General features: G+C 66.7%; 17 protein-coding genes. 8 read left to right on the top strand and 9 right to left on the bottom strand.

What is annotated here, in order from left to right; translation table 11 throughout:
* Positions 1 to 2: 2 nt before the first annotated feature.
* Together ACSUZJ_RS12320 and ACSUZJ_RS12315 are read right to left on the bottom strand one after the other, a co-directional pair.
* Positions 3 to 767: an SDR family NAD(P)-dependent oxidoreductase gene (locus tag ACSUZJ_RS12320; protein WP_499408480.1), complete on the bottom strand. Its 765-nt coding sequence runs from the start codon at positions 765 to 767 to the stop codon at positions 3 to 5.
* Positions 768 to 1,048: 281 nt separating this feature from the next.
* Positions 1,049 to 2,284, bottom strand: coding sequence for a TetR/AcrR family transcriptional regulator (locus ACSUZJ_RS12315; RefSeq protein ID WP_499408478.1), 1,236 nt, complete (start codon positions 2,282 to 2,284; stop codon positions 1,049 to 1,051).
* Between the two features lie 188 nt (positions 2,285 to 2,472).
* Here ACSUZJ_RS12315 and ACSUZJ_RS12310 point away from each other — a divergent pair, with 188 nt between their 5' ends.
* On the top strand, positions 2,473 to 3,318 hold the full coding sequence (locus ACSUZJ_RS12310) for an SDR family NAD(P)-dependent oxidoreductase (RefSeq protein ID WP_499408476.1): 846 nt from the start codon (positions 2,473 to 2,475) through the stop codon (positions 3,316 to 3,318).
* 38 nt (positions 3,319 to 3,356) lie between these two features.
* On the top strand, positions 3,357 to 4,688 hold the full coding sequence (locus tag ACSUZJ_RS12305; RefSeq protein WP_499408474.1) for an MFS transporter: 1,332 nt from the start codon (positions 3,357 to 3,359) through the stop codon (positions 4,686 to 4,688).
* Positions 4,689 to 4,737: 49 nt separating this feature from the next.
* Here ACSUZJ_RS12305 and ACSUZJ_RS12300 read toward each other — a convergent pair whose 3' ends face one another.
* From ACSUZJ_RS12300 to ACSUZJ_RS12270, 7 genes are all read right to left on the bottom strand, one after another.
* Entirely contained in the window at positions 4,738 to 5,106 is a 369-nt protein-coding gene (locus ACSUZJ_RS12300; RefSeq protein WP_499408472.1) for a CzcE family metal-binding protein, read from the bottom strand.
* Positions 5,107 to 5,233: 127 nt separating this feature from the next.
* On the bottom strand, positions 5,234 to 6,439 hold the full coding sequence (locus ACSUZJ_RS12295) for a CaiB/BaiF CoA transferase family protein (RefSeq protein WP_499408470.1): 1,206 nt from the start codon (positions 6,437 to 6,439) through the stop codon (positions 5,234 to 5,236).
* Positions 6,440 to 6,504: 65 nt separating this feature from the next.
* A complete protein-coding gene (locus tag ACSUZJ_RS12290) occupies positions 6,505 to 7,320 on the bottom strand; it encodes an oxepin-CoA hydrolase, alternative type (RefSeq protein ID WP_499408467.1) in 816 nt (271 codons plus the stop codon).
* Positions 7,317 to 8,474 (bottom strand): acyl-CoA dehydrogenase family protein, encoded by a 1,158-nt coding sequence (locus ACSUZJ_RS12285; protein ID WP_499408465.1) that lies wholly within the window; start codon positions 8,472 to 8,474, stop codon positions 7,317 to 7,319. The genes ACSUZJ_RS12290 and ACSUZJ_RS12285 overlap by 4 nt, the downstream gene beginning before the upstream one ends.
* Before the next feature lie 10 nt (positions 8,475 to 8,484).
* Entirely contained in the window at positions 8,485 to 9,693 is a 1,209-nt protein-coding gene (locus ACSUZJ_RS12280; protein ID WP_499408463.1) for an acyl-CoA dehydrogenase family protein, read from the bottom strand.
* A gap of 8 nt (positions 9,694 to 9,701) precedes the next feature.
* Positions 9,702 to 10,883, bottom strand: coding sequence for an acetyl-CoA C-acyltransferase (locus ACSUZJ_RS12275; RefSeq protein WP_499408461.1), 1,182 nt, complete (start codon positions 10,881 to 10,883; stop codon positions 9,702 to 9,704).
* Positions 10,884 to 10,976: 93 nt separating this feature from the next.
* Positions 10,977 to 13,109 (bottom strand): 3-hydroxyacyl-CoA dehydrogenase NAD-binding domain-containing protein, encoded by a 2,133-nt coding sequence (locus ACSUZJ_RS12270; RefSeq protein ID WP_499408459.1) that lies wholly within the window; start codon positions 13,107 to 13,109, stop codon positions 10,977 to 10,979.
* A 294-nt stretch (positions 13,110 to 13,403) separates the two neighbouring features.
* Here ACSUZJ_RS12270 and ACSUZJ_RS12265 point away from each other — a divergent pair, with 294 nt between their 5' ends.
* From ACSUZJ_RS12265 to ACSUZJ_RS12240, 6 genes are all read left to right on the top strand, one after another.
* Positions 13,404 to 14,210 (top strand): IclR family transcriptional regulator, encoded by an 807-nt coding sequence (locus ACSUZJ_RS12265; RefSeq protein WP_499408457.1) that lies wholly within the window; start codon positions 13,404 to 13,406, stop codon positions 14,208 to 14,210.
* A 240-nt stretch (positions 14,211 to 14,450) separates the two neighbouring features.
* Positions 14,451 to 15,572, top strand: a complete 1,122-nt coding sequence (locus tag ACSUZJ_RS12260; protein ID WP_499408455.1) for an ABC transporter substrate-binding protein — start codon at positions 14,451 to 14,453, stop codon at positions 15,570 to 15,572.
* A 78-nt stretch (positions 15,573 to 15,650) separates the two neighbouring features.
* On the top strand, positions 15,651 to 16,523 hold the full coding sequence (locus ACSUZJ_RS12255; RefSeq protein WP_499408453.1) for a branched-chain amino acid ABC transporter permease: 873 nt from the start codon (positions 15,651 to 15,653) through the stop codon (positions 16,521 to 16,523).
* Entirely contained in the window at positions 16,520 to 17,473 is a 954-nt protein-coding gene (locus tag ACSUZJ_RS12250) for a branched-chain amino acid ABC transporter permease (RefSeq protein ID WP_499408451.1), read from the top strand. Before ACSUZJ_RS12255 ends, ACSUZJ_RS12250 begins: the two co-directional genes overlap by 4 nt.
* A complete protein-coding gene (locus ACSUZJ_RS12245) occupies positions 17,460 to 18,164 on the top strand; it encodes an ABC transporter ATP-binding protein (RefSeq protein WP_499408449.1) in 705 nt (234 codons plus the stop codon). The genes ACSUZJ_RS12250 and ACSUZJ_RS12245 overlap by 14 nt, the downstream gene beginning before the upstream one ends.
* Position 18,165: 1 nt before the next feature.
* Positions 18,166 to 18,867 carry an ABC transporter ATP-binding protein gene (locus tag ACSUZJ_RS12240; protein ID WP_499408447.1) on the top strand — a complete coding sequence of 234 codons (702 nt, stop codon included), beginning with the start codon at positions 18,166 to 18,168 and terminating at the stop codon, positions 18,865 to 18,867.
* The last annotated feature ends 25 nt before the right edge of the window (positions 18,868 to 18,892 follow it).

Below are 18,892 nucleotides of genomic sequence, written 5' to 3'. Positions count from 1 at the left end.
CCTCAGATGGTCACGCCGCCGTCGACCACGATGTTCTGGCCGGTGACGAAGCTGCCTGCGCGCGAGGCCAGGTAGACGGCGGTACCGGCGATCTCGTCGGGGTCGCCGATGCGGCGCAGCGGCGCGCGCTCGTTGACTTCCTTGAGGCGCTCCGGGTCTTCCCACAGGGCGCGCGCGAAGTCGGTCTTGATCAGGCCCGGCGCGATGCAGTTGACGCGCACGTTGTGCGGACCGAATTCGACGGCGAGGTTCCTCGCCAGCTGCATGTCGGCCGCCTTCGACACGTTATAGGCGCCGATCACCGGCGAGCCGCGCAGGCCGCCGATCGAGGACACGATGACGATGGCGCCGTCGCGCCGTTCGATCATCTGCGGCGCCACCATGCCGATCAGCCAGTGGTTGGCCAGCACGTTGTTGTCGAGGATCTTGCGGAACTGCTCGTCGCTGATGCCCGACATCGGGCCATAGTAGGGATTCGAGGCCGCATTGCAGACCAGGATGTCGATCTTGCCGAAGGCGGCATTGGTGGCGTCGACCAGGCGCTGCAGGTCTTCCTTCGACGAGATGTTGGCCGGCACGGCAATCGCGCTGCCCTCGCCCTGCGCCGCGTTGATCTCGGCGACGACTTCGGCGCAGGCCTGCTCCTTGCGCGACGAAACGACCACCTTGGCCCCCTGCTCCGCCACCCGTATGGCGATCGCGCGGCCGATGCCGCGCGAGGAACCGGTGATGATGGCGACTTTACCGCTCAGGTCGAACAATGACATGTGTCTCCTCCTTGGTGAATGGCACGGCTATGCGTGCTGTTGTAGGGTGGGGTCATTGATGCCGGGGGCATCAATGACGTGCCCACGCGTGAACGATGAACATTGTTGGCCCGTTGATGCGCCAACACCATACGAGCGTCACGCGTGGGCACGGGGCGCCCACCCTACGGTATCGCGCATTCGCGGGCTGTGCAATACCCCTTTTACGAAAAAATGTAGCAGCGCCCGCCCTTGGCTCGCACAGCGAAATACCGAAACCCCGAAACGCTGGAAAGGGCAGCTCAATCCCGCGCCAGCAGTCCCTCGAACAGCGGCCTCACGAACAGCTCGATCGCGTTCTCCCCGTTCACGTCCGGCACCCAGCGGTCCAGCAGCACGGCCGCGTTCACCATCCCGCTCACCAGCGCGCCGGCGATCGCCTGGTCGAGCGGGCGGATCGATCCGTCCTGCATGCCCTCGACCAGCAGGCTGACGAAGCGCTGGTCGAGCCGGGCGGTGGCGAGCAGCTTGGCTTCGCGCATCTCGTCGGGCAGTTCGCTCCAGGCCGAGGTGCGCAGCAGCGGCCCGTGTTCGGAAAAGTGGTAGCGCACCAGGGCGCGCGACACGGCGCACAGCTTGTCCCAGCCCGACGCCCGGCTCGCCATGGCGATGCGCTGCATCTCGCGGATGACCGTGAACTTGCGATCGAAGCAGGCCGAGATCAGTTCTTCCTTGCTGGGATTGTGGTGGTAGAAGGCGCCCTTGGTGACGTTCAGGCGGGCGGAGATGCGTTCGACCGAGGCGCCGCGGTAGCCGGCCTCGTTGATCAGGGCCGTGGCGGCGCGCAAGAATGCGTCCTGCGCGCTGTCGCCGGCGCCCGGGGCCGCCGTGAGCGCCTCGTCGAGGGCCGTGATCCGCCAGCGCGCGGCCGCCGACCCGATACCCTGGACCAGGATGTCGCCCATGCGGTCAGCGGCGAGCGCGAAGTCCTCGGGGTCGTAGCGCGCGCTCCAGGACATCGTCCACAGCGTGAGCGTCAGCAGCAGGTGGGTGCGCGCATTGAGTTCGACGCGCCGGCCCGGCCTGATCGGGCCGCTTGCGAGCAGGCGCCGGCAGGCGCGGAACATCTCGATATACGCCGCGAAGACGACTTCCGAATGGGGACTTCCGAGCACGTGCACGTCGCGGAAGGTCATCATCTCGCCGTCCTGGCCGGCTGCGGTGCGGGCCAGGCGCGCCAGGAACAGGACGACGAAGCTGCGCACCCGCTGTTCGGGGGTGGGCTCGTGCGCCGCGCTGGCGATGATGCCGCTCACGGTCTCGATCGAGCGCAGCAGGCAGGCGACGACCAGGTCTTCCTTCTTCTTGTAGTAGTAGGTGATGCTGTTGGTGGAAAGGCCCACGGCGCCAGCCACGTCCGACAGCGTCGCGCCCTTGATGCCGCTGCGGTTGAACAGGCGCGCCGCCTCGTGCAGGATGGCCTCGCGTTTCTTCGCATAGCGTTGCGTCATGCGGCTGGCGTTGACGGGTTCTTCCATGGCGGCACCGGGACAGTTGAGCAGCGGGCATTATAGCCCGGCCCCGCCTGTGGAAACCGCCCGATTCCGCACTGCGAACAGGACAGACTGTCTTTTCTAAAAATGACGCATCTTCCTTTTTCCAGCCCGGTCTGCCGTGCTATGATTTTCGGGAAGACATACCGCAACCACTAAAAAAGGCCAGACCCATGATCAGCTTCGCAGGAAAAACAGCCATCGTCACCGGCGCCGGCGGCGGTCTCGGACGCTGCTATGCGCTCGAACTCGCCCGCCGCGGCGCGCGCGTCGTCGTCAACGACCTGGGCGGCGCAGCCGACGGGCGCGGCGCCGGCACCGCCGCCGACGCCGTGGTCGCCGAGATCGCCGCCATGGGCGGCGAGGCGATCGCCAACCGCGCCAGCGTCACCGACCGCGAGGGCGTCGCCGCCATGGTCGAGCAGGCGATGAAGGCTTTCGGGCGCATCGACATCCTGGTCAACAACGCCGGCATCCTGCGCGACAAGAGCTTCATGAAGCTGGAACTCGACGACGCCCAGGCCGTGCTCGACGTGCACCTGATGGGCGCCTTCAACTGCAGCAAGGCCGTGTGGCCGGTCATGATGGAACAGGAGTACGGCCGCATCGTGATGACCACCTCGCCTTCCGGCCTGTACGGGAACTTCGGCCAGGCCAACTACGGCGCCGCCAAGATGGGCCTGGTCGGCCTGATGAACACCCTGAAGATCGAAGGCGCCAAGCGCCACATCCATGTGAACGCCATCTCGCCGGTCGCGGCCACGCGCATGACGGCCGGGCTGATGCCGCAGGAGCAGCTCGACAGGCTGGGACCGGAACACATCGTTCCGGGCGTGGTCTACCTGTGCAGCGAAGGCGCGCCCAGCGGCGCCATCCTGCAGGCGGCCGGCGGCAGCTTCAGCCTCGCCGCCATCATGGAAAGCCCCTGGGTCGAGCTCGGCCCGCAGGCCAGCGCCGACGACGTGGCGGCCCAGTGGGAGCGCATCGCCGACCTGTCGGTCGCGCGCACGCGCGGCTGAGCGGATGGGCAAGCGATGACCCGCCCGGAGACGCCGGCATGACGGCAAGGCCGCCGGCGCTCGACGCGGCCGCACAGGAGCAGGCCCAGGGCGCGCAGGCCGCCTACGACGCCCAGGTCGCGCGCGACCTGCCGCGCAACTACGCCGCCAACCTGGTGCACGGCTTCCTCGGCGTCACAGGCTTCCGGCTGGTGACGGCGCCGACCTTCGTGCCGGCCTATATCTACCTGCTGTCGCAATCGAACCTGACGGTCGGCCTGGCGCTGGCCGGCCAGTCGCTCGGCATGGCGCTGTCCTCGATCTGGAGCGCAACCCTGATCGAACACCGGCGCCGCGTGATGCCGGTCGTGTTCGGCGTCGGCTGGCTGATGCGCGCCCAGGTGCTGGGGCTGGCCCTGTCCGGCTTCTTCCTCGAAGGGGACGCGGCCCTGGTCGCGGTCTGCGTGTTCCTGGCCCTGTTCGGCTTCTTCTGGGGAATGCAGGCGGTCAGCTTCAATTTCGTGATCGCGAAAGTCATCCCCGCCAACCGGCGCGGCCAGCTGGGCGGCATGCGCAACTTCCTCGGCGGCCTGTCGGCCTCCGCCGTGGCCTGGCTGGGCGGCAAATACCTGGTCGAGGCCAACGCCTTCGGCAACGGCTATGCGGCGACCTTCATGGTCGCCTTCATCCTCACCAGCATCGGCATCTCGGCCTTGAGCTTCCTGCGCGAGCCGGAGTCGCTGGCCGTGCGCGCCGCCTCCAGCCTGGCCCAGCGCCTGCGCGAGGTACCCGCCATGCTGCGCGGCGACCGCCAGTTCGCGCGCTTCTTCACCGCGCGCGCCCTGGCCGCCTTCGGCATGGCGGCGGCGCCCTTCTACGCCATCCACGCCGGCGGCTTCATCGATCTCTCGGGCGCCACGCTCGGCTACCTGTCGCTGTCCTTCCTCCTGGCCCAGACCGCCAGCAACCTGCTCTGGGGCCGCATCGCCGACGCGCGCGGCTACCGGCTGGTGTTCCTGCTCAGCGTCGGCCTGTGGCTGCTCTCGACCCTGGCGCTGATGTTCTCGACCAGCCTGGCGTTCTTCGTGCTGGCCTTCTGCGGCCTGGGCGCGGGCCTGGGCGGCTACCAGCTCGCCTCGCAGAACTTCGTGCTGGAGTTCGGCGCCCACCAGGAACTGCCGATGCTGATCGCGGTGTCGGACACGGCCTCGCACCTGATGATGGCCGCCGGCCCCCTGCTCGGCGGCGTGCTGGCGCACCACTTCGGCTTCCTGCTGGTGTTCTGGATCGCGATCGCGGTCAAGGCGGTCTCGCTCGTGGCCATGCTGCGCATGCGCGAGCCCAGGGCCGCGGCGGGAGATGCCGCGGGCCTGTCGGCCGACCCGGGCTGAGCGGGAGCGCCTGGCATCCTGTCAGGCGCTCTTCCAAAACCGGCCCGGCCTACTCGTTCGCGAGCCTGCTCAGCGCAGGGATCTGGCTCGGTTCGTAATAGCGCGGGTCGGGCGTCACATACACCAGCACCTCATGGTCCAGCGTGCCCGGCGGCGCCACCTGGTTCAGTGCGAACACGGTGACGAGGGGGCTGACATTGAAATCCCAGGCGAAGACCTTGCCGCCGGCGGCAAAGCGCACCACATCGCCGCCAACGACGTCGACGTGGCGGGTGTCCGGCGTGATGGTGACGGTACGGGTGGCGGATTCGGGCGGCGCGGCGGAGCCGACCAGGTCCTGGCGCGGGGTGACCGCCGCGCAGGCACTCAACAGCACGGCCAGTGCCGCAAGCGATAGACGTTTCGATAGCGGATTCATTTGGCGCTCCTCCAGAGCCAAGGGCGGCGCGGTGATACGCCGCCAAAGGCATTGGAGCGCGATTCGAGCCTCCGGGTTCCTGCTGCCGAGCGGCCGGGGGGGACCCGGCAGCCCGCAAGCAGCCGGCTTACACGACCCCGCGTTCCTTCAGCCCGGCCAGCCTGTCCTCGGACAGGCCGAGCAGCTCGGCCAGCACCGCGCTGGTGCCCTCGCCCAGCTTCGGCGGTGCGCGGCGCACCGGCAGGCGCTCGCCATTGAAACGGTAAGGCGAGGCCAGGATCTGCACGCTGCCGGCTTCCTCGTGCGGCATGGTCTGGACCAGGCCGCCCTCGACGGCGCGCTGCGAGGTCAGCGCCTCGTGCAGGCCGGCCACCTCGCCGCAGGGAATGCCGACCCGGCTCATCGCATCGAGCAGGTCGCGCCGCTTGCGGGCGGCGATCTCGCGCCGCAGTTCCGGCATGAGTTCGTCGCGGTGCTGGGTGCGCGTCAGGTTGGTCTTGAAGCGTTCGTCGGCCGCGATGTCGGGGCGGTTGATCACCTCGGTGCAGAAGCGCAGGAACTGGCTGTTGTTTCCGACCGCGATGACCAGCGGACCGTCCCCGGCCTCGTACACGCCATACGGCATGATCGAGGGATGGCCGTTGCCGAAGCGCGGCGGGTCGTTCCCGCGCAGCAGCGCCTCCAGGCCATAGTAGGCCGTGATCATCAGGCCGCAGTCGAACAGGGCCATGCCGACATGGCGTCCCGTGCCGGTCTTTTCGCGCTCGTAGAGCGCGGCGAGCACGCCCTGGGCCGCGTACATGCCGGTCATCATGTCCACCGCCGCGACGCCGAACTTCAGCGGCGGCTGGGTCGGTTCGCCGTTCAGGGCCATCAGGCCCGATTCACCCTGGATCACCAGGTCGTAGCCGGGACGCGTGGCTTCCGGACCGGTGCGGTCGTAGCCGGTGATCGAGCAGTAGATCAGGCCGGGCTGTTCCTTGCTCAGCTCGTCGTAGCCGAGACCCATGCGTTCGACGTCGCCGAACTTGAAATTCTGGATCACGACGTCGCTCTTCTTCACGAGCTCGCGCGCGATCTCCTGGCCTTCCGGCGTCTTCAGGTCGAGGCAGACCGAACGCTTGTTGCGGTTCACGCTGTTGAAATAGGCGGTCTCGGTCGAGCCGATGCGCATGCCCCAGTCACGCGTGTCGTCGCCGCGTTCGGGGTGCTCGACCTTGATGACTTCGGCGCCGAGGTCGCCGAGCACCATGGCGCACCAGGGACCGGCGAGCACGCGCGACAGGTCGAGCACGCGCACGCCAGCCAGCGGCAGATTCGATTTGCTAGTCACAATACACTCCACTTTTCTCTGCCTGCCGGCGCCGGCGATCTCATTGTCGCGCGGCGCCGGCATGGCTATTCTTGTTCCTGCCTCGAAGCACCAGAGCGCAAGGCCGCGAAATCGGGCGCGCGCCTGGCGAAGAAGGCGGCGATGCCCTCCTGCGCTTCGTCGTCGCCCTGGGACTCGGCCATCAGCTCCGCCTCCAGGTCGAGCTGCTCTTCCAGCGTCGCAGCGCCGGCATTCTGGCACAGGCGCTTGATGCGTGCACCGGCGTTCGCCGGTCCCTCGGCCACGCGCGCGCCCAGCGCCACGGCTTCGGCCAGCGCCTGTCCAGGCTCGGCAAGGCGGTTGACCCCGCCCAGCGCATGCATGCGTTCGGCGCCCAGGCGCTCGCCCAGCAGGCACAGCTCCATCATCAGCTGCGGCGAAAGAAAACGCGAGACGAAAGCGGTGGCGCCGCCATCCGGACTCAGGCCGACCTTCACATAGGCCATCGCGAAGAAGGCGTTGCGCGCCGCGACCAGCATGTCGCAGGCCAGGGCCAGCGACATGCCGGCGCCGGCCGCCCCGCCCTCGACGGCGGCGATCACCGGCTTCGGGCAGGCGCGGATCGCGCGGACCAGGCCATGCAGGCGCTCGATCTTCGCACGGCGTTCGTGCGGCGGCAGTTCGCGCCGCGTGGCCAGCTGGCGCAGGTCGCCGCCGGCGCAGAAGAAGTCGCCGTCGCCGACCAGCACGATGGCGCCGATGCCTGGGTCGGCCGCGGCCGCATCCAGCGCGGCCGGCAACTCGTCGTACAGTTCCGGCCGGATCGCATTGCGGGCCGCCGGATTGCTGTTGACGAGGACGCGCACGGCGCCCTCGGTACGCACCAGCACGGCGGCGCTCATGCCGTGGCCGACTCGCGCTGATGTTGCCGACCCAGCGCAATATAGCGCTCGAGATGATGGTCCTCGTCGCCGAGCTGGTGGTCGATCATCACCAGGCGCTTGGCGAAGTGGGCCATCGGCAGTTCCCAGGTCATGCCGATGCCGCCGTGGAGCTGGATGCACTCTTCCGCCACCAGGGTGCCGATGCGGCCGATGCTCATCTTGGCTGCCGACAGGGCGCGCTCGCGCGTGATGCGGTCAAGCTCCAGGGCCGCGGCGGCGTTGATGACGGTCGAACGGGCCTGCTCGATTTCCAGCAGCAGGTCGGCCATGCGGTGCTGCAGGGCCTGGAAGGAACCGATCGGCACGCCGAACTGCTTGCGGGTGCGCAGGTAGTCGAGGGTGGCAGCCTTGGCCGCTTCCATCGCGCCCAGGGCCTCGGCGCACAGCGCCAGGATGCCGCGGCCGACGGCGCGTTCCAGCGCCGCATAGCCCTTGCCCTCTTCGCCCAGCAGGGCGGCGCCGGTCAGCTGCACGTTGGCGAAGCTGACGTCGGCCACGCGGCCGCCATCCATGGTCGGGGTGCCGCGCACGGAAACGCCAGGCGCGTCCTTCGGCACCAGGAACAGCGAGATGCCGGCTTCGTCGTCGATATTGCCCGAGGTGCGGGCCGAGACGACGAAGACATTCGCCTGCTCGCCGGCCTGGACCACGGCCTTGACGCCGTCCAGCACCCAGGCCTCGCCCTCGCGGCGGGCCGTGGTCTGCACGCGCGCCAGTTCGTAATGGGTGTTCGGCTCGTCGTGGGCAAAGGCGGCGATGGTGGCGCCCGCCGCGATTTCTTCCAGCACGGCCTTTTGTTCGGCATTGCCGGCAAACGAGATCGCCTCGGCCGCCAGCACGGCGCTGCCCAGCAGCGGTTCGAGCACCAGGCCGCGGCCCAGGGCTTCGAAGACCACGGCGACATCGAAGCCGCCGCCGCCGAAGCCGCCGTCTTCTTCGCGCAGCAGCGCGCCGATGACGCCCAGTTCGGCGAATTTCTCCAGCTTTTCAAGCGAGAAACCCTGTTCGGACGCGGCGATGCGGTTGCGCGTCTCGAAGTCGTACTGTTCGGCGATGTAGCGGTTCAGGCTGTCCGCCAGCATGCGCCGTTCTTCAGTGTGTTCGAAGTTCATGTGTCTCCCCTTACAGTCCGAGGATCATCTTGGAGATGATGTTTTTCTGGATTTCGTTCGAGCCGCCGAAGATCGACAGCTTGCGGTTGTTGAAGTACTGCGCCGTCGCGGCGGCTGCGAAGTCCGGGCCGAACGCTTCGCCGCTGTACTCCGCGTCGAGCATGTCCTGGGTGAACGGACGCGCATACACGCCCATCGCGCGGCGGGTCAGCGACAGGATCTCCTGGCGGATCTCGGTGCCGCGGATCTTCAGCATCGAGCTTTCCGCACCAGGCACGCCGCCGCCGGCCACCGCCGCGATCACGCGCAGGTTCGTGGTTTTCATGTTTTCCAGGTCGATCTCGACGCGGGCGAGGCGGCTTGCAAACGAAGGATCGTCCAGCAGCGGCTTGCCGTTGCGGGTCTGGGTCGCGGCGATGCGCTTCAGGCGCGCCAGCGCGGCCACCGAGAAGCCGACGCCGGCGATGTTGGTGCGTTCGTAGGTCAGCAGGTACTTTGCGCAGGTCCAGCCGCGGTTCTCTTCGCCGACCAGGTTCTCCGCCGGCACGCGCACGTCGGTGAAGAAGACCTCGTTGACTTCGTGCTCGCCGTCGAGCGTGATGATGGGACGCACTTCGACGCCCGGGCTGTTCATGTCGACCAGCAGGAAGCTGATGCCTTCCTGCTTCTTGGCTTCGCGGTTGGTGCGCACCAGGCAGAAGATCATGTTGGCGTGCTGGCCCAGCGTGGTCCAGGTCTTCTGGCCGTTGACGATGTAGTGGTCGCCGTCGGCGTCAGTGCCGCGCACGGCGGTGGTCTTGACCGCTGCCAGGTCGGAGCCGGCGCCCGGTTCCGAGTAGCCCTGGCACCACCAGTCGGAGCCGTCCAGGATGCGCGGCAGCCAGTAGCGCTTCTGCGCCTCGTTGCCGTACTTGATCAGGACCGGGCCCAGCATGTTGACGCCGAAAGGCACGATGCGCGGCGCATTCGCCAGCGCGCATTCGTTCTCGAAGATGAACTTCTCGACGGCGGTCCAGCCCGGGCCGCCGTATTCTTCCGGCCAGTGGTTGGCCAGCCAGCCGCGCGCGTTCAGGATCGCGTGCCACTCTTCCATGTCGGCCTTGGTCAGGTGCTTGCCGTTGGCAACCTTGTCGCTCAGGCGCTTCGGCAGCTTCTCGGCCAGGAAGGCGCGGACTTCTTCGCGGAATGCTTCTTCTTGGGGGGTGAAATTCAGGTCCATGACTATCCTCAGTAAATCTCGAACAGGCCTGCCGCGCCCATGCCGCCGGCGATGCACATCGTGACCACGGCGTACTTGGCGCCGCGGCGCTTGCCTTCCAACAGGATGTGGCCGGCCAGGCGGGCGCCGGTCATGCCGAACGGGTGGCCGATCGAGATCGCGCCGCCGTTCACGTTCAGGCGCTCGTCGGGGATGCCGAGGCGCTGCTGGCAGTAGATGGCCTGCGATGCAAAAGCTTCGTTCAGCTCCCACAGGTCGATGTCGTTCACGGTCAGGCCGAAGCGCGACAGCAGTTTCGGCACCGCGAACACCGGGCCGATGCCCATTTCGTCGGGCTCGCAGCCGGCGACGGCCATGCCGCGGAAGGCGCCCAGCGGGGCCAGGCCCAGGCGCTCGGCTTCTTTTGCCTCCATCATCACGCAGGCCGAAGCGCCGTCCGACAGCTGGGAAGCGTTGCCGGCGGTGATGAACTTGTCCGGGCCGTTCACGGGCGCCAGCTTGGCCAGCCCCTCGTAGGTGGTGCCGCGGCGGTTGCAGGTGTCCTGGTCGATCGTCACTTCGCGCTGCGAGACGGCGCCGGTTTCCTTGTCGGTGACCTGCATGGTAGTGGTGCAGGAGACGATTTCGTCCTTGTAGCGACCTGCCAGCTGCGCTTCCTCGGTCTTGCGCTGCGATTCGAAGGAGAAGCGGTCCTGGGCTTCGCGGCTGATGTTGTAGCGGGCGGCGACGATGTCGGCGGTCTCGATCATCGGCATGTAGAGCTCGGGCTTGTTCTCGAGCATCCATGGGTCGATGCCCGAGTCGCCCTTTTCGCGGGTGCGGATCTGCGAGATGCTTTCCACGCCGCCGGCGATGACGGCCGGAGCGCCGTCGACCACGATGCGGCCTGCGCCGATGGCGATGGCCTGCAGGCCGGACGCGCAGAAGCGGTTCACGGTGGTGCCGGCGATCGAGATCGGCAGGCCGGCGCGGATCACGGCCTGGCGCGCAACGTTACGGCCGGTCGTGCCTTCCGGGTAGCCGCAGCCGAGGATGGCGTCCTCGATCAGGGCCGGGTCGATGCCGGCACGCTCGACGGCGGCGCGCACGGCAAAGGCGGCCAGGGTCGGGCCGGAAGTGATGTTGAATTCGCCGCGGTGCGCCTTGGTCAGCGGCGTACGGGCGGTTGAAACGATGACGGCTTCGCGCATGGCGAGTCTCCTGATTTATAAGACTAACTTATTTAAACTGTCGATTTATTTGCCAGGCTTATACACCTGGCCTGCTCAGCTTATTTGCTCAGCTTATTTGCTCAGCTGGTTCAGGCTGGCGAAGTCCTGGCCCTTCTCGACCAGCTCCACCAGCAGCGGCGACGGTTTCCAGAACAGCGGGTCTTCCTTGGCGAATTCCTGGATGTCGGCCAGGATCTTCGGCAGGCCGACGGTGTCGGCATACTTCATCGGACCGCCACGGTAGCGCGGGAAGCCGTAGCCATGGACGAAAGTCACGTCCACGTCCAGCGGACGCAGGGCAATCTTCTGGTGCACGACGTTCGCGCCCTCGTTGATCATCGCGGCCAGGTAGCGGCGCACGATTTCCTCGTCGGTGAAGGTGCGCGGGGTGATGCCGGCGCGCTGGCGCTCCTGCTCGATGATGGCTTCGACTTCCGGGTCCGGGGTGCCGGTGCGGGCGCCGTCCGGGTACAGGTAGTAGCCGCGGCCGGTCTTCTGGCCGAACCAGCCGCGCTCGCACAGGCGGTCGGCGATCTGGACGTAGCGGGCCTTCGGGTCGCGCGTGGCGGCGCGGCGCTTGCGGGTGGCCCAGCCGATGTCGCCGCCGGCCAGGTCCGACACCTGGAAGGGACCCATCGGGTAGCCGAAGTCGCGCAGGGCCTTGTCGATCTGGTAGGGCGAGGCGCCGTCTTCCATCATGTAGTGGGCCGCCTGGCCGTAGACGGCGAGGATGCGGTTGCCGATGAAGCCGTCGCAGACGCCGGCGCGCACCGGGGTCTTCTTCAGCTTCCTGGCCAGCTCGAAGGCGGTGGCGACGACGTCGCTCGATACCTTGGCCGGCACCACGATCTCGAGCAGCTTCATGATGTTCGCCGGCGAGAAGAAGTGCAGGCCGATCACGTCCTGGGGACGCGAGATGCTGGCGGCGATCTCGTCGATGTCGAGGTAGGAGGTGTTGGTGGCCAGTACGGCGCCCGGCTTGCAGACGCGGTCGAGTTCCGCGAACACGGCCTTCTTCACGCCCATCTCTTCGAACACGGCTTCGATCACCAGGTCGACCCCGGCCAGCGCATCGTACTGGGTGCTGCCGGACCAGCGCGCCATGACGGCGGCCTTGGCTTCCTCGGTCATGCGGCCTTTCTTCACCTGACCGTCATAGACCTTCTCGACGTTCTTGCGGCCGCGCGCCAGCGCTTCCTCGTCGCGTTCGATCATGGTCACCGGCAGGCCGGCGTCCAGGGCCGCCACGGCAATGCCGGCGCCCATGGTGCCGCCGCCGACGATGCCGACGCTGGCGATTGCGCGCGGCTTGGCGTCACGGGTTTCGGGCGACTTGGCCGTTTCGCGTTCGGCGAAGAAGGCATGCACCAGGCCGGCGCGCTGCGGGCTGTCCAGGCATTCCAGGAACAGCTTGCGTTCCAGGGCCAGGCCTTCGTCGAAAGGCAGGTCGAGGGCGCCCTGCACCGCATCGACGATCTTCAGGGGCGAGAACAGGCCGCGCGATTTCTTGGCAGTCTCGGTGCGCGCGGCGTCGATGACGGCCTGCTGCTCTTCGCGGTTCGACAGCGCATTCGCTTCGCTGGTGCGGCGCACCGGCGCACCGGCTGCCAGCAGCTCGTTGGCATAGGCGATGCCGGCGGCGGCCGCATCCTCGCCATGTGCGACGCCCTGCGCGACGCGGTCCACCAGGCCCAGTTTGGCGGCTTCAGCGGCGCTGGCGTGACGGCCCGAGAGCATCAGGTCGAGCGCGGCTTTGGCGCCGACCAGGCGCGGCGTGCGCTGGGTGCCGCCGGCGCCCGGCAGCAGGCCGAGCGCGACTTCCGGCAGGCCCAGCTTGGCACTCGGCAGTGCGACGCGGTAATGGGCGGACAGCGCGATCTCGAGACCGCCGCCGAGGGCCGCGCCGTGGATGGCGGCGACGACCAGTTTGTCCGAGGCTTCGATGCGGTTGCAGACATCCGGCAGCGCCGGCGGCATCGGCGGCTTGCCGAACTCGCGGATGTCGGCTCCGCCCAGGAAGTTGCGGCCCGCGCCGGCCAGCACGATGGCCTTGACGCCGGCGTCGCCGTCGGCGGCTTCGATTGCCTCCATCAGGCCGCGACGCACGTCCACCCCGAGGGCATTGACGGGCGGATTATCGATGGTTACCAGAAGGATGTCGCCATGCCGTTCACGCACGACCTGGGCAGTTGCGCCGGAATTCATGAATCCTGTCTCCTTGTCTTGTAGTTGGTTCGCTGTGCGAAATTGTGTTTTGCATTTTGCAGCGAAGTCAACGATAACCGATTTTTGGCGGGAATGTAAACGTCTTGACGCGACCCATTTCGGCCCGCGAAAAACCGTTTTTCTCGGTTTTTGCCCGTGTTTCATGGGAGCGTAAATATTCGCCATTTCGCAGTGCGAACCACCATTTCACAAAACAGTTGACACTGCCGTTTTTCGTGTGTGATCATCAATTCCAGACTCAGCCACAGATGCTGGGCAATGGAGACAATCGAGATGGACGAAATTCAGTCATTCACTGAGGAAGACAACGCCAAGGACCGTCAATTCGTGACCGCCCTGGCGCGCGGGCTCGAGATCCTGCGCAGCTTCCGGCCCGGCGAGGCCTCACTGACCAATAGCGAGATGGCCAAGCGCACCGGCATGCCGAAGCCGACCATCTCGCGTCTGACCTATACGCTGACCAAGCTCGGCTACCTGACCTATTCGCCCGATGCGGGGCGCTACCAGCTCGGCGCACCCGTGCTCGCCCTCGGCTACACCCTGCTCGCCAACATCGACGTGCGCAAGCTCGCGCGTCCCGCCATGCAGGAACTGGCCGAATACGCCCAGTGCAGCGTCGCCATCGGCATCCGCGACCGCCTGGACATGGTGTACGTCGAAGCCTGCCGCGGCAGCGCCGCCGTCAGCCTGCGCCGCGACGCCGGTTCGCGCATCCCGCTGGCCACCACCGCGATGGGCAAAGCCTATCTGTGCGGCCTGCCCCAGGCCGACCGCGACTTCCTGATGGACCACATCCGCCTGCATGCGGAAACCAACTGGCCGAAGATCAAGGCCGACATCGAACAAGGCTTCAAGGATTACCAGGACCGCGGTTTCGTGCTGTCCTCGGGTCTATGGGACGTGAACATCAGCGCCGTCGGCGTGCCCCTGGTCGACCCCGAGAACGCCAAGACGACGTCCTTCAATTGCGGCGGACCGGCTTTCCTGCTCCCGAAGGACAAGCTGCTCGAGGACCTGGGCCCGCGCCTGGTGCAACTGGTGCGCAACGTGGAAACGAGCATGGGCCGCCACATACATTAAGCGGGGCCACGCCCCGCTGACCCGGCAAGAAAGGAAAGGCACGCCAGGCATCCCGCAGGGCGTGAACGCCCCCGGCTTGCCATCGATTTTGCAGAACGGATGACGGAGGGCCACCGGCCCGACGGCACAAGGAAGGGGTTCCGGCGACGGAGCCAGTATCGACAACAATCTGAAAAGGTGGAGACAATGAGCAAGGCAAAGACAATCGCCCTCGCGGTAGGTGCAGCACTGAGCGCAGCAATGAGCGCAGGTTCGGCGCACGCCGACGAATTCCTGGTCGGCGTGCAGATCCCGCTGACCGGCCCGCTGGCGCGCGTCGGCATGGGCACCCAGGAAGGCATCCGCGTGGCGGCCGAGGTTTTCAACAAGACCAACGGCAAGCACACCATCAAGCTGGTCACCGTGGACGATGAATCGGCACCGGCGAAAGCCGTGGCTGCCGTGGAGAAGCTGGCCAGCCAGGGCGTGGTCGCCGTCACCGGCGGCTACGGCTCGAACAACATCTCGCCGGCCTCGGACGCGGCGAACAAGCTGGGCCTGGCCTACATCACCTCGGGCGGCGTCGACGACGGCCTGGTGAAAGCCGGCCGCAAGAACTTCTTCCGCATTAATAATACCGAGGGCTACCAGAAGGCCCTGGTCGGCCTGATCGGCGACCTCGGCGTGAAGTCAGTCTCGATCATCTACTCGACCAAGGACGCCACCCACGGCCTGGCCGCGGACGTCGAGAAGACCCTGGCCGCCAAGGGCATCAAGGTCGCGATGCACGCTTTTGACCCGGCGATCACCGACTTCAAGCCCATCCTGAACAAGGTCAAGCTGCGCGACCGCTCGGAATTCATCGCCATGGTCGGCTACGAGAACGAGTACGTCGGCATCCTGCGCGCCGCCCGCGTGCTCAAGCCGAACACCGTCAAGGCCATCGCCGGCGTGTGGTCGCTGGCCACCCCGAAGATGGCGGCTGACTTCCCGGACCTGATGCCGAACGTGTACGGCACCGCGGTCCTGCCCTTCCCGGTGAACTTCACGACCGCCGACGGCAAGGCTTTCGGCGACGCCTACACCAAGCTGCACAAGAAGGAACCCGACTACCTGGGCCAGTTCGGCTACGTGCAGTCGATGCTGCTGTTCGAAGCGATCGCACGCGCCGCCGACAAGGGCACCATCAAGAAGGGCGGCGTGATCGAGGAAATGCGCAAGACCGACCGCCAGACCCTGATCGGCCGCGTGCAGTTCGACGCCAACGGCGACAACAAGAACTTCACCCAGCGCATGGGTCAGCACCAGGGCAAGAAGGTCGAACTGGTGTGGCCGAAGGAAGCGGCAACCGCCAAGCCGGTCTTCCCGGGCGTGCCCTGGTAAGACAGCAGCATGAAGTAGGCGGGCCGGATTCCCCGGCCCGCATGAATTTGATGGGAACTGAGCGATGGGAATGCATAAATGACGGACTTGATCTTACAAGCCGTGTATTCCGGGTTGTTGCAGGGCGGCTCCTACGCCCTCATCGCACTTGGCCTGGCGCTGGTCTTCGGCGCCATGAAAGTGATCAACCTGGCACACGGCGAACTGGTACTGCTGGCGGCGTATATCGCCTACACGGTGGAATCGAAACTTGGCTGGAACCCGCTGACCGCCATCCCGGTGGCCGTGATCGTCGTGACGATCACCTCGGCGCTGCTGTACTTCGTGGTCGGCAAGATCCGCACCAACCGCGAAATCAATTCGCTCACCCTGACCTATGGCGTCGGCGTAATCCTCACCAACCTGGTCCTGATGATCTGGAGCGCCGACGTGCGCGCCACCAGCTCGAGCTGGATGCAGGAAGCCTTCGTCGTCGGCGAACTGTACTCGATGCGCTCCGAAGTGCTGTTCTTCGGCGTCAGCATCGTGCTGATCGTCGCCCTCTGGTGGTGGCTCTCGCGCTCCTGGTATGGCCGCGCCGTGCGCGCCGTCTCGAGCAACCGCGACGCCGCCAAGCTCATGGGCATCAACCCCGGCAAGACCGAACTGGTGTCCTTCATCGTGGCCGGCATCCTGGCCGCCTTCGCCGGCGTCGCCCTGTTCAGCTATGGCGTGATCACCCCGGCCTACGGCAGCGTGCTGACCGTGAAGGCCTTCATCATCACCGTCCTGGCCGGCATCGGCTCGATCCCGGGCGTGCTGATCGGCGCTGTCCTGCTGGGCGTGGCCGAATCGCTCACCGTCACCCTGGCCAGCTCGGCCCTGCAAGAACTCGCCGGCATGGGCCTGTTCCTGCTGGTCCTGTTCGTCATGCCTAACGGCCTGTTCGGTGCTGTACGGAGGCGTGGATGAAAACCAATAAACTTTTGCTTGCCGTCCTGGTGGCGGCCTACATCCTGGTGCCGGTGCTCCTGGGCGGTGACGCCTACGTGATGAGCCTGGTGATCGCCTCGCTCGTCATCGGCGGCATCGCCCTGTCCTGGGCCCTGCTGGGCAACCTGGGCGGCATGGTGAGCTTCGGCCACGCGGCCTTCTTCGGCGTCGGCGCCTATACCTCGGCCGTGCTGAGCATGCAGCATGGCGTGCCGATCTTCCTCGGCCTGCTGCTCGGCGGCGTCGGCGCGGTGGTCTCGGCCATCCTGATGCTGCCGGTGCTGCGCCTGCGCGGTCCCTACTTCGCGCTCGCGATCCTGGCCTATGCCCACATCTTCCGCATCCTCGCCACCGAGTGGGAATCGGTGACGGGCGGCTCGGCCGGCATCGCCAGCATCCCGCAGCTGCCGACCCTGTTCGGTTTCGACTTCGCCAGCAAGATCGGCAACTACCTGGTGATCCTGACCATCGTGCTGGTGTTCGCCTGGATCTATGACCGCATCCGCCGCAGCCCGCATGGCCTGGCCCTGCGCGCCATGCACGACAGCGAGGACGCGACCCGCGTGGTGGGCGTCAACAACACCCTGCTGAAAGCGCTGATGCTGCTGGTGTCGGCCTTCATGTGCGGCGTGGTCGGCGCCTTCAACGCCCACTACATCAACTTCCTCGAGCCGGATTACGCCTTCAGCGCGCTGTGGGTGACGATCCCGATCGTGGCGGCCATCTTCGGCGGCTACCGCACCATCACCGGTCCCCTGATCGGCGCGGTCGTGGTCTACCTGGTCGACCAGCTGTTCGTGAAGAACATCATGCCGACCGGCCACCAGCTGGTGCTCGGCCTGGTCCTGGTCGTGATGATCATCGCCAGCCCGGACGGCCTGCTTGGCCTGTTCCGCAAGTTCATGAGGAAAAAAGATGCTGCAGCTTGAAAACGTCACGGTCCGCTTCGGCGGCCTCACGGCGGTCAACGATGTCACGCTGTCGGTCGGCACCGGCGACGTGGTCGGCCTGGTCGGCGCCAATGGCGCCGGCAAGACCACCCTGTTCAATGCGATCTCGGGCCTGGTGCGCCCGACCACTGGCCGCATCGTGTTCAACGGCACCGACGTGCTGCGCGCGCCGATGTACCAGCGCGCCCGCATGGGCATCGGCCGCACCTTCCAGATCCCGCAGCCGATGCACGAGCTGACGGTGCGCCAGAACCTGGAAGTGGCCCAGCGCTTCGGCACCGGGTCGGTCGACAGGAAGCGCATCGACGAGATCCTGGCCTTCACCAACCTCACCGCCAAGGCCGAGCGCGATGCCTCGACCGGCCTGGCGCTCACCGAACTGAAGGCGCTGGAAGTGGCCAAGGCCCTGTCGACCAATCCCAAGCTGCTGCTGCTGGACGAGGTGCTGGCCGGCCTGGAGACCAACGGCAAGCGCAACTTCATGAACATGCTGAAGGACCTGCACCAGAAATTCTCGGTCGGGATCGTCATCATCGAGCACGACATCGAGACCATCAGCAACCTGTGCAAGCGCGTGGCCGTGCTGAACTTCGGCGGCCTGATCGCCGAAGGCACCCCGGCCGAGGTCTTCAACGACCCGGCCGTGATCAAGAGCTATACCGGAGGCTGAGATGCTGGAGATTCAAAACGTACGCGCGGGCTACGGCGCCATCAACGTGCTGTGGGACCTGTCGCTGTCCATCGCGCCGGGCAAGCTCACCACCATCATCGGCCAGAACGGCGCCGGCAAGACCACCCTGCTGCGCGCCATCATGGGCCTGATCCCGGTGTCGCAGGGCGCGATCGTCCTGGACGGCAAGCCGCTCAACGGCAAGCCGACCTGGGACATGATGCAGGTCTCGATGGCCATGATTCCCGAGGGCCGCATGGTGTTTCGCGACATGACGGTCGAGGAAAACCTGATGATGGGCGCCTTTGCGCCCCAGCACCGGGCCGGCGCCTCGACCAACCTCGAGCGCTCCTACGAGATGTTCCCGCGCCTGCGCGAGCGGCGCAAGCAATTGGCAGGATCGCTCTCGGGCGGCGAAGCCCAGATGCTGGCGATGGCGCGCGGCCTGATGAGCGACCCCAAGGTCCTGATCATCGACGAGCCGTCGCTGGGCCTGGCGCCGGTGATGGTCAACGAACTGTTCGAGATCCTGGGCCGCCTGAAGCAGGATGGGCGCACCATGATCCTGGTCGAGCAGAATACCCACCGCGCGGTGGGCGTGGCCGACCACGTCTACCTGATGCAAAGCGGTAAAGTGGTGCTGTCGCAGCCGGCCTCCGAGGTCAGCCTCGACCACCTGCACGACCTGTACTTTGCGCGCTGAGATCCTGGAGCTGACGACATGAGCT

This window comes from Telluria sp. B2 (assembly GCF_051789535.1).
GTDB lineage: Bacteria > Pseudomonadota > Gammaproteobacteria > Burkholderiales > Burkholderiaceae_D > Telluria.
This window is presented reverse-complemented; position numbering and strand designations above follow the sequence as displayed.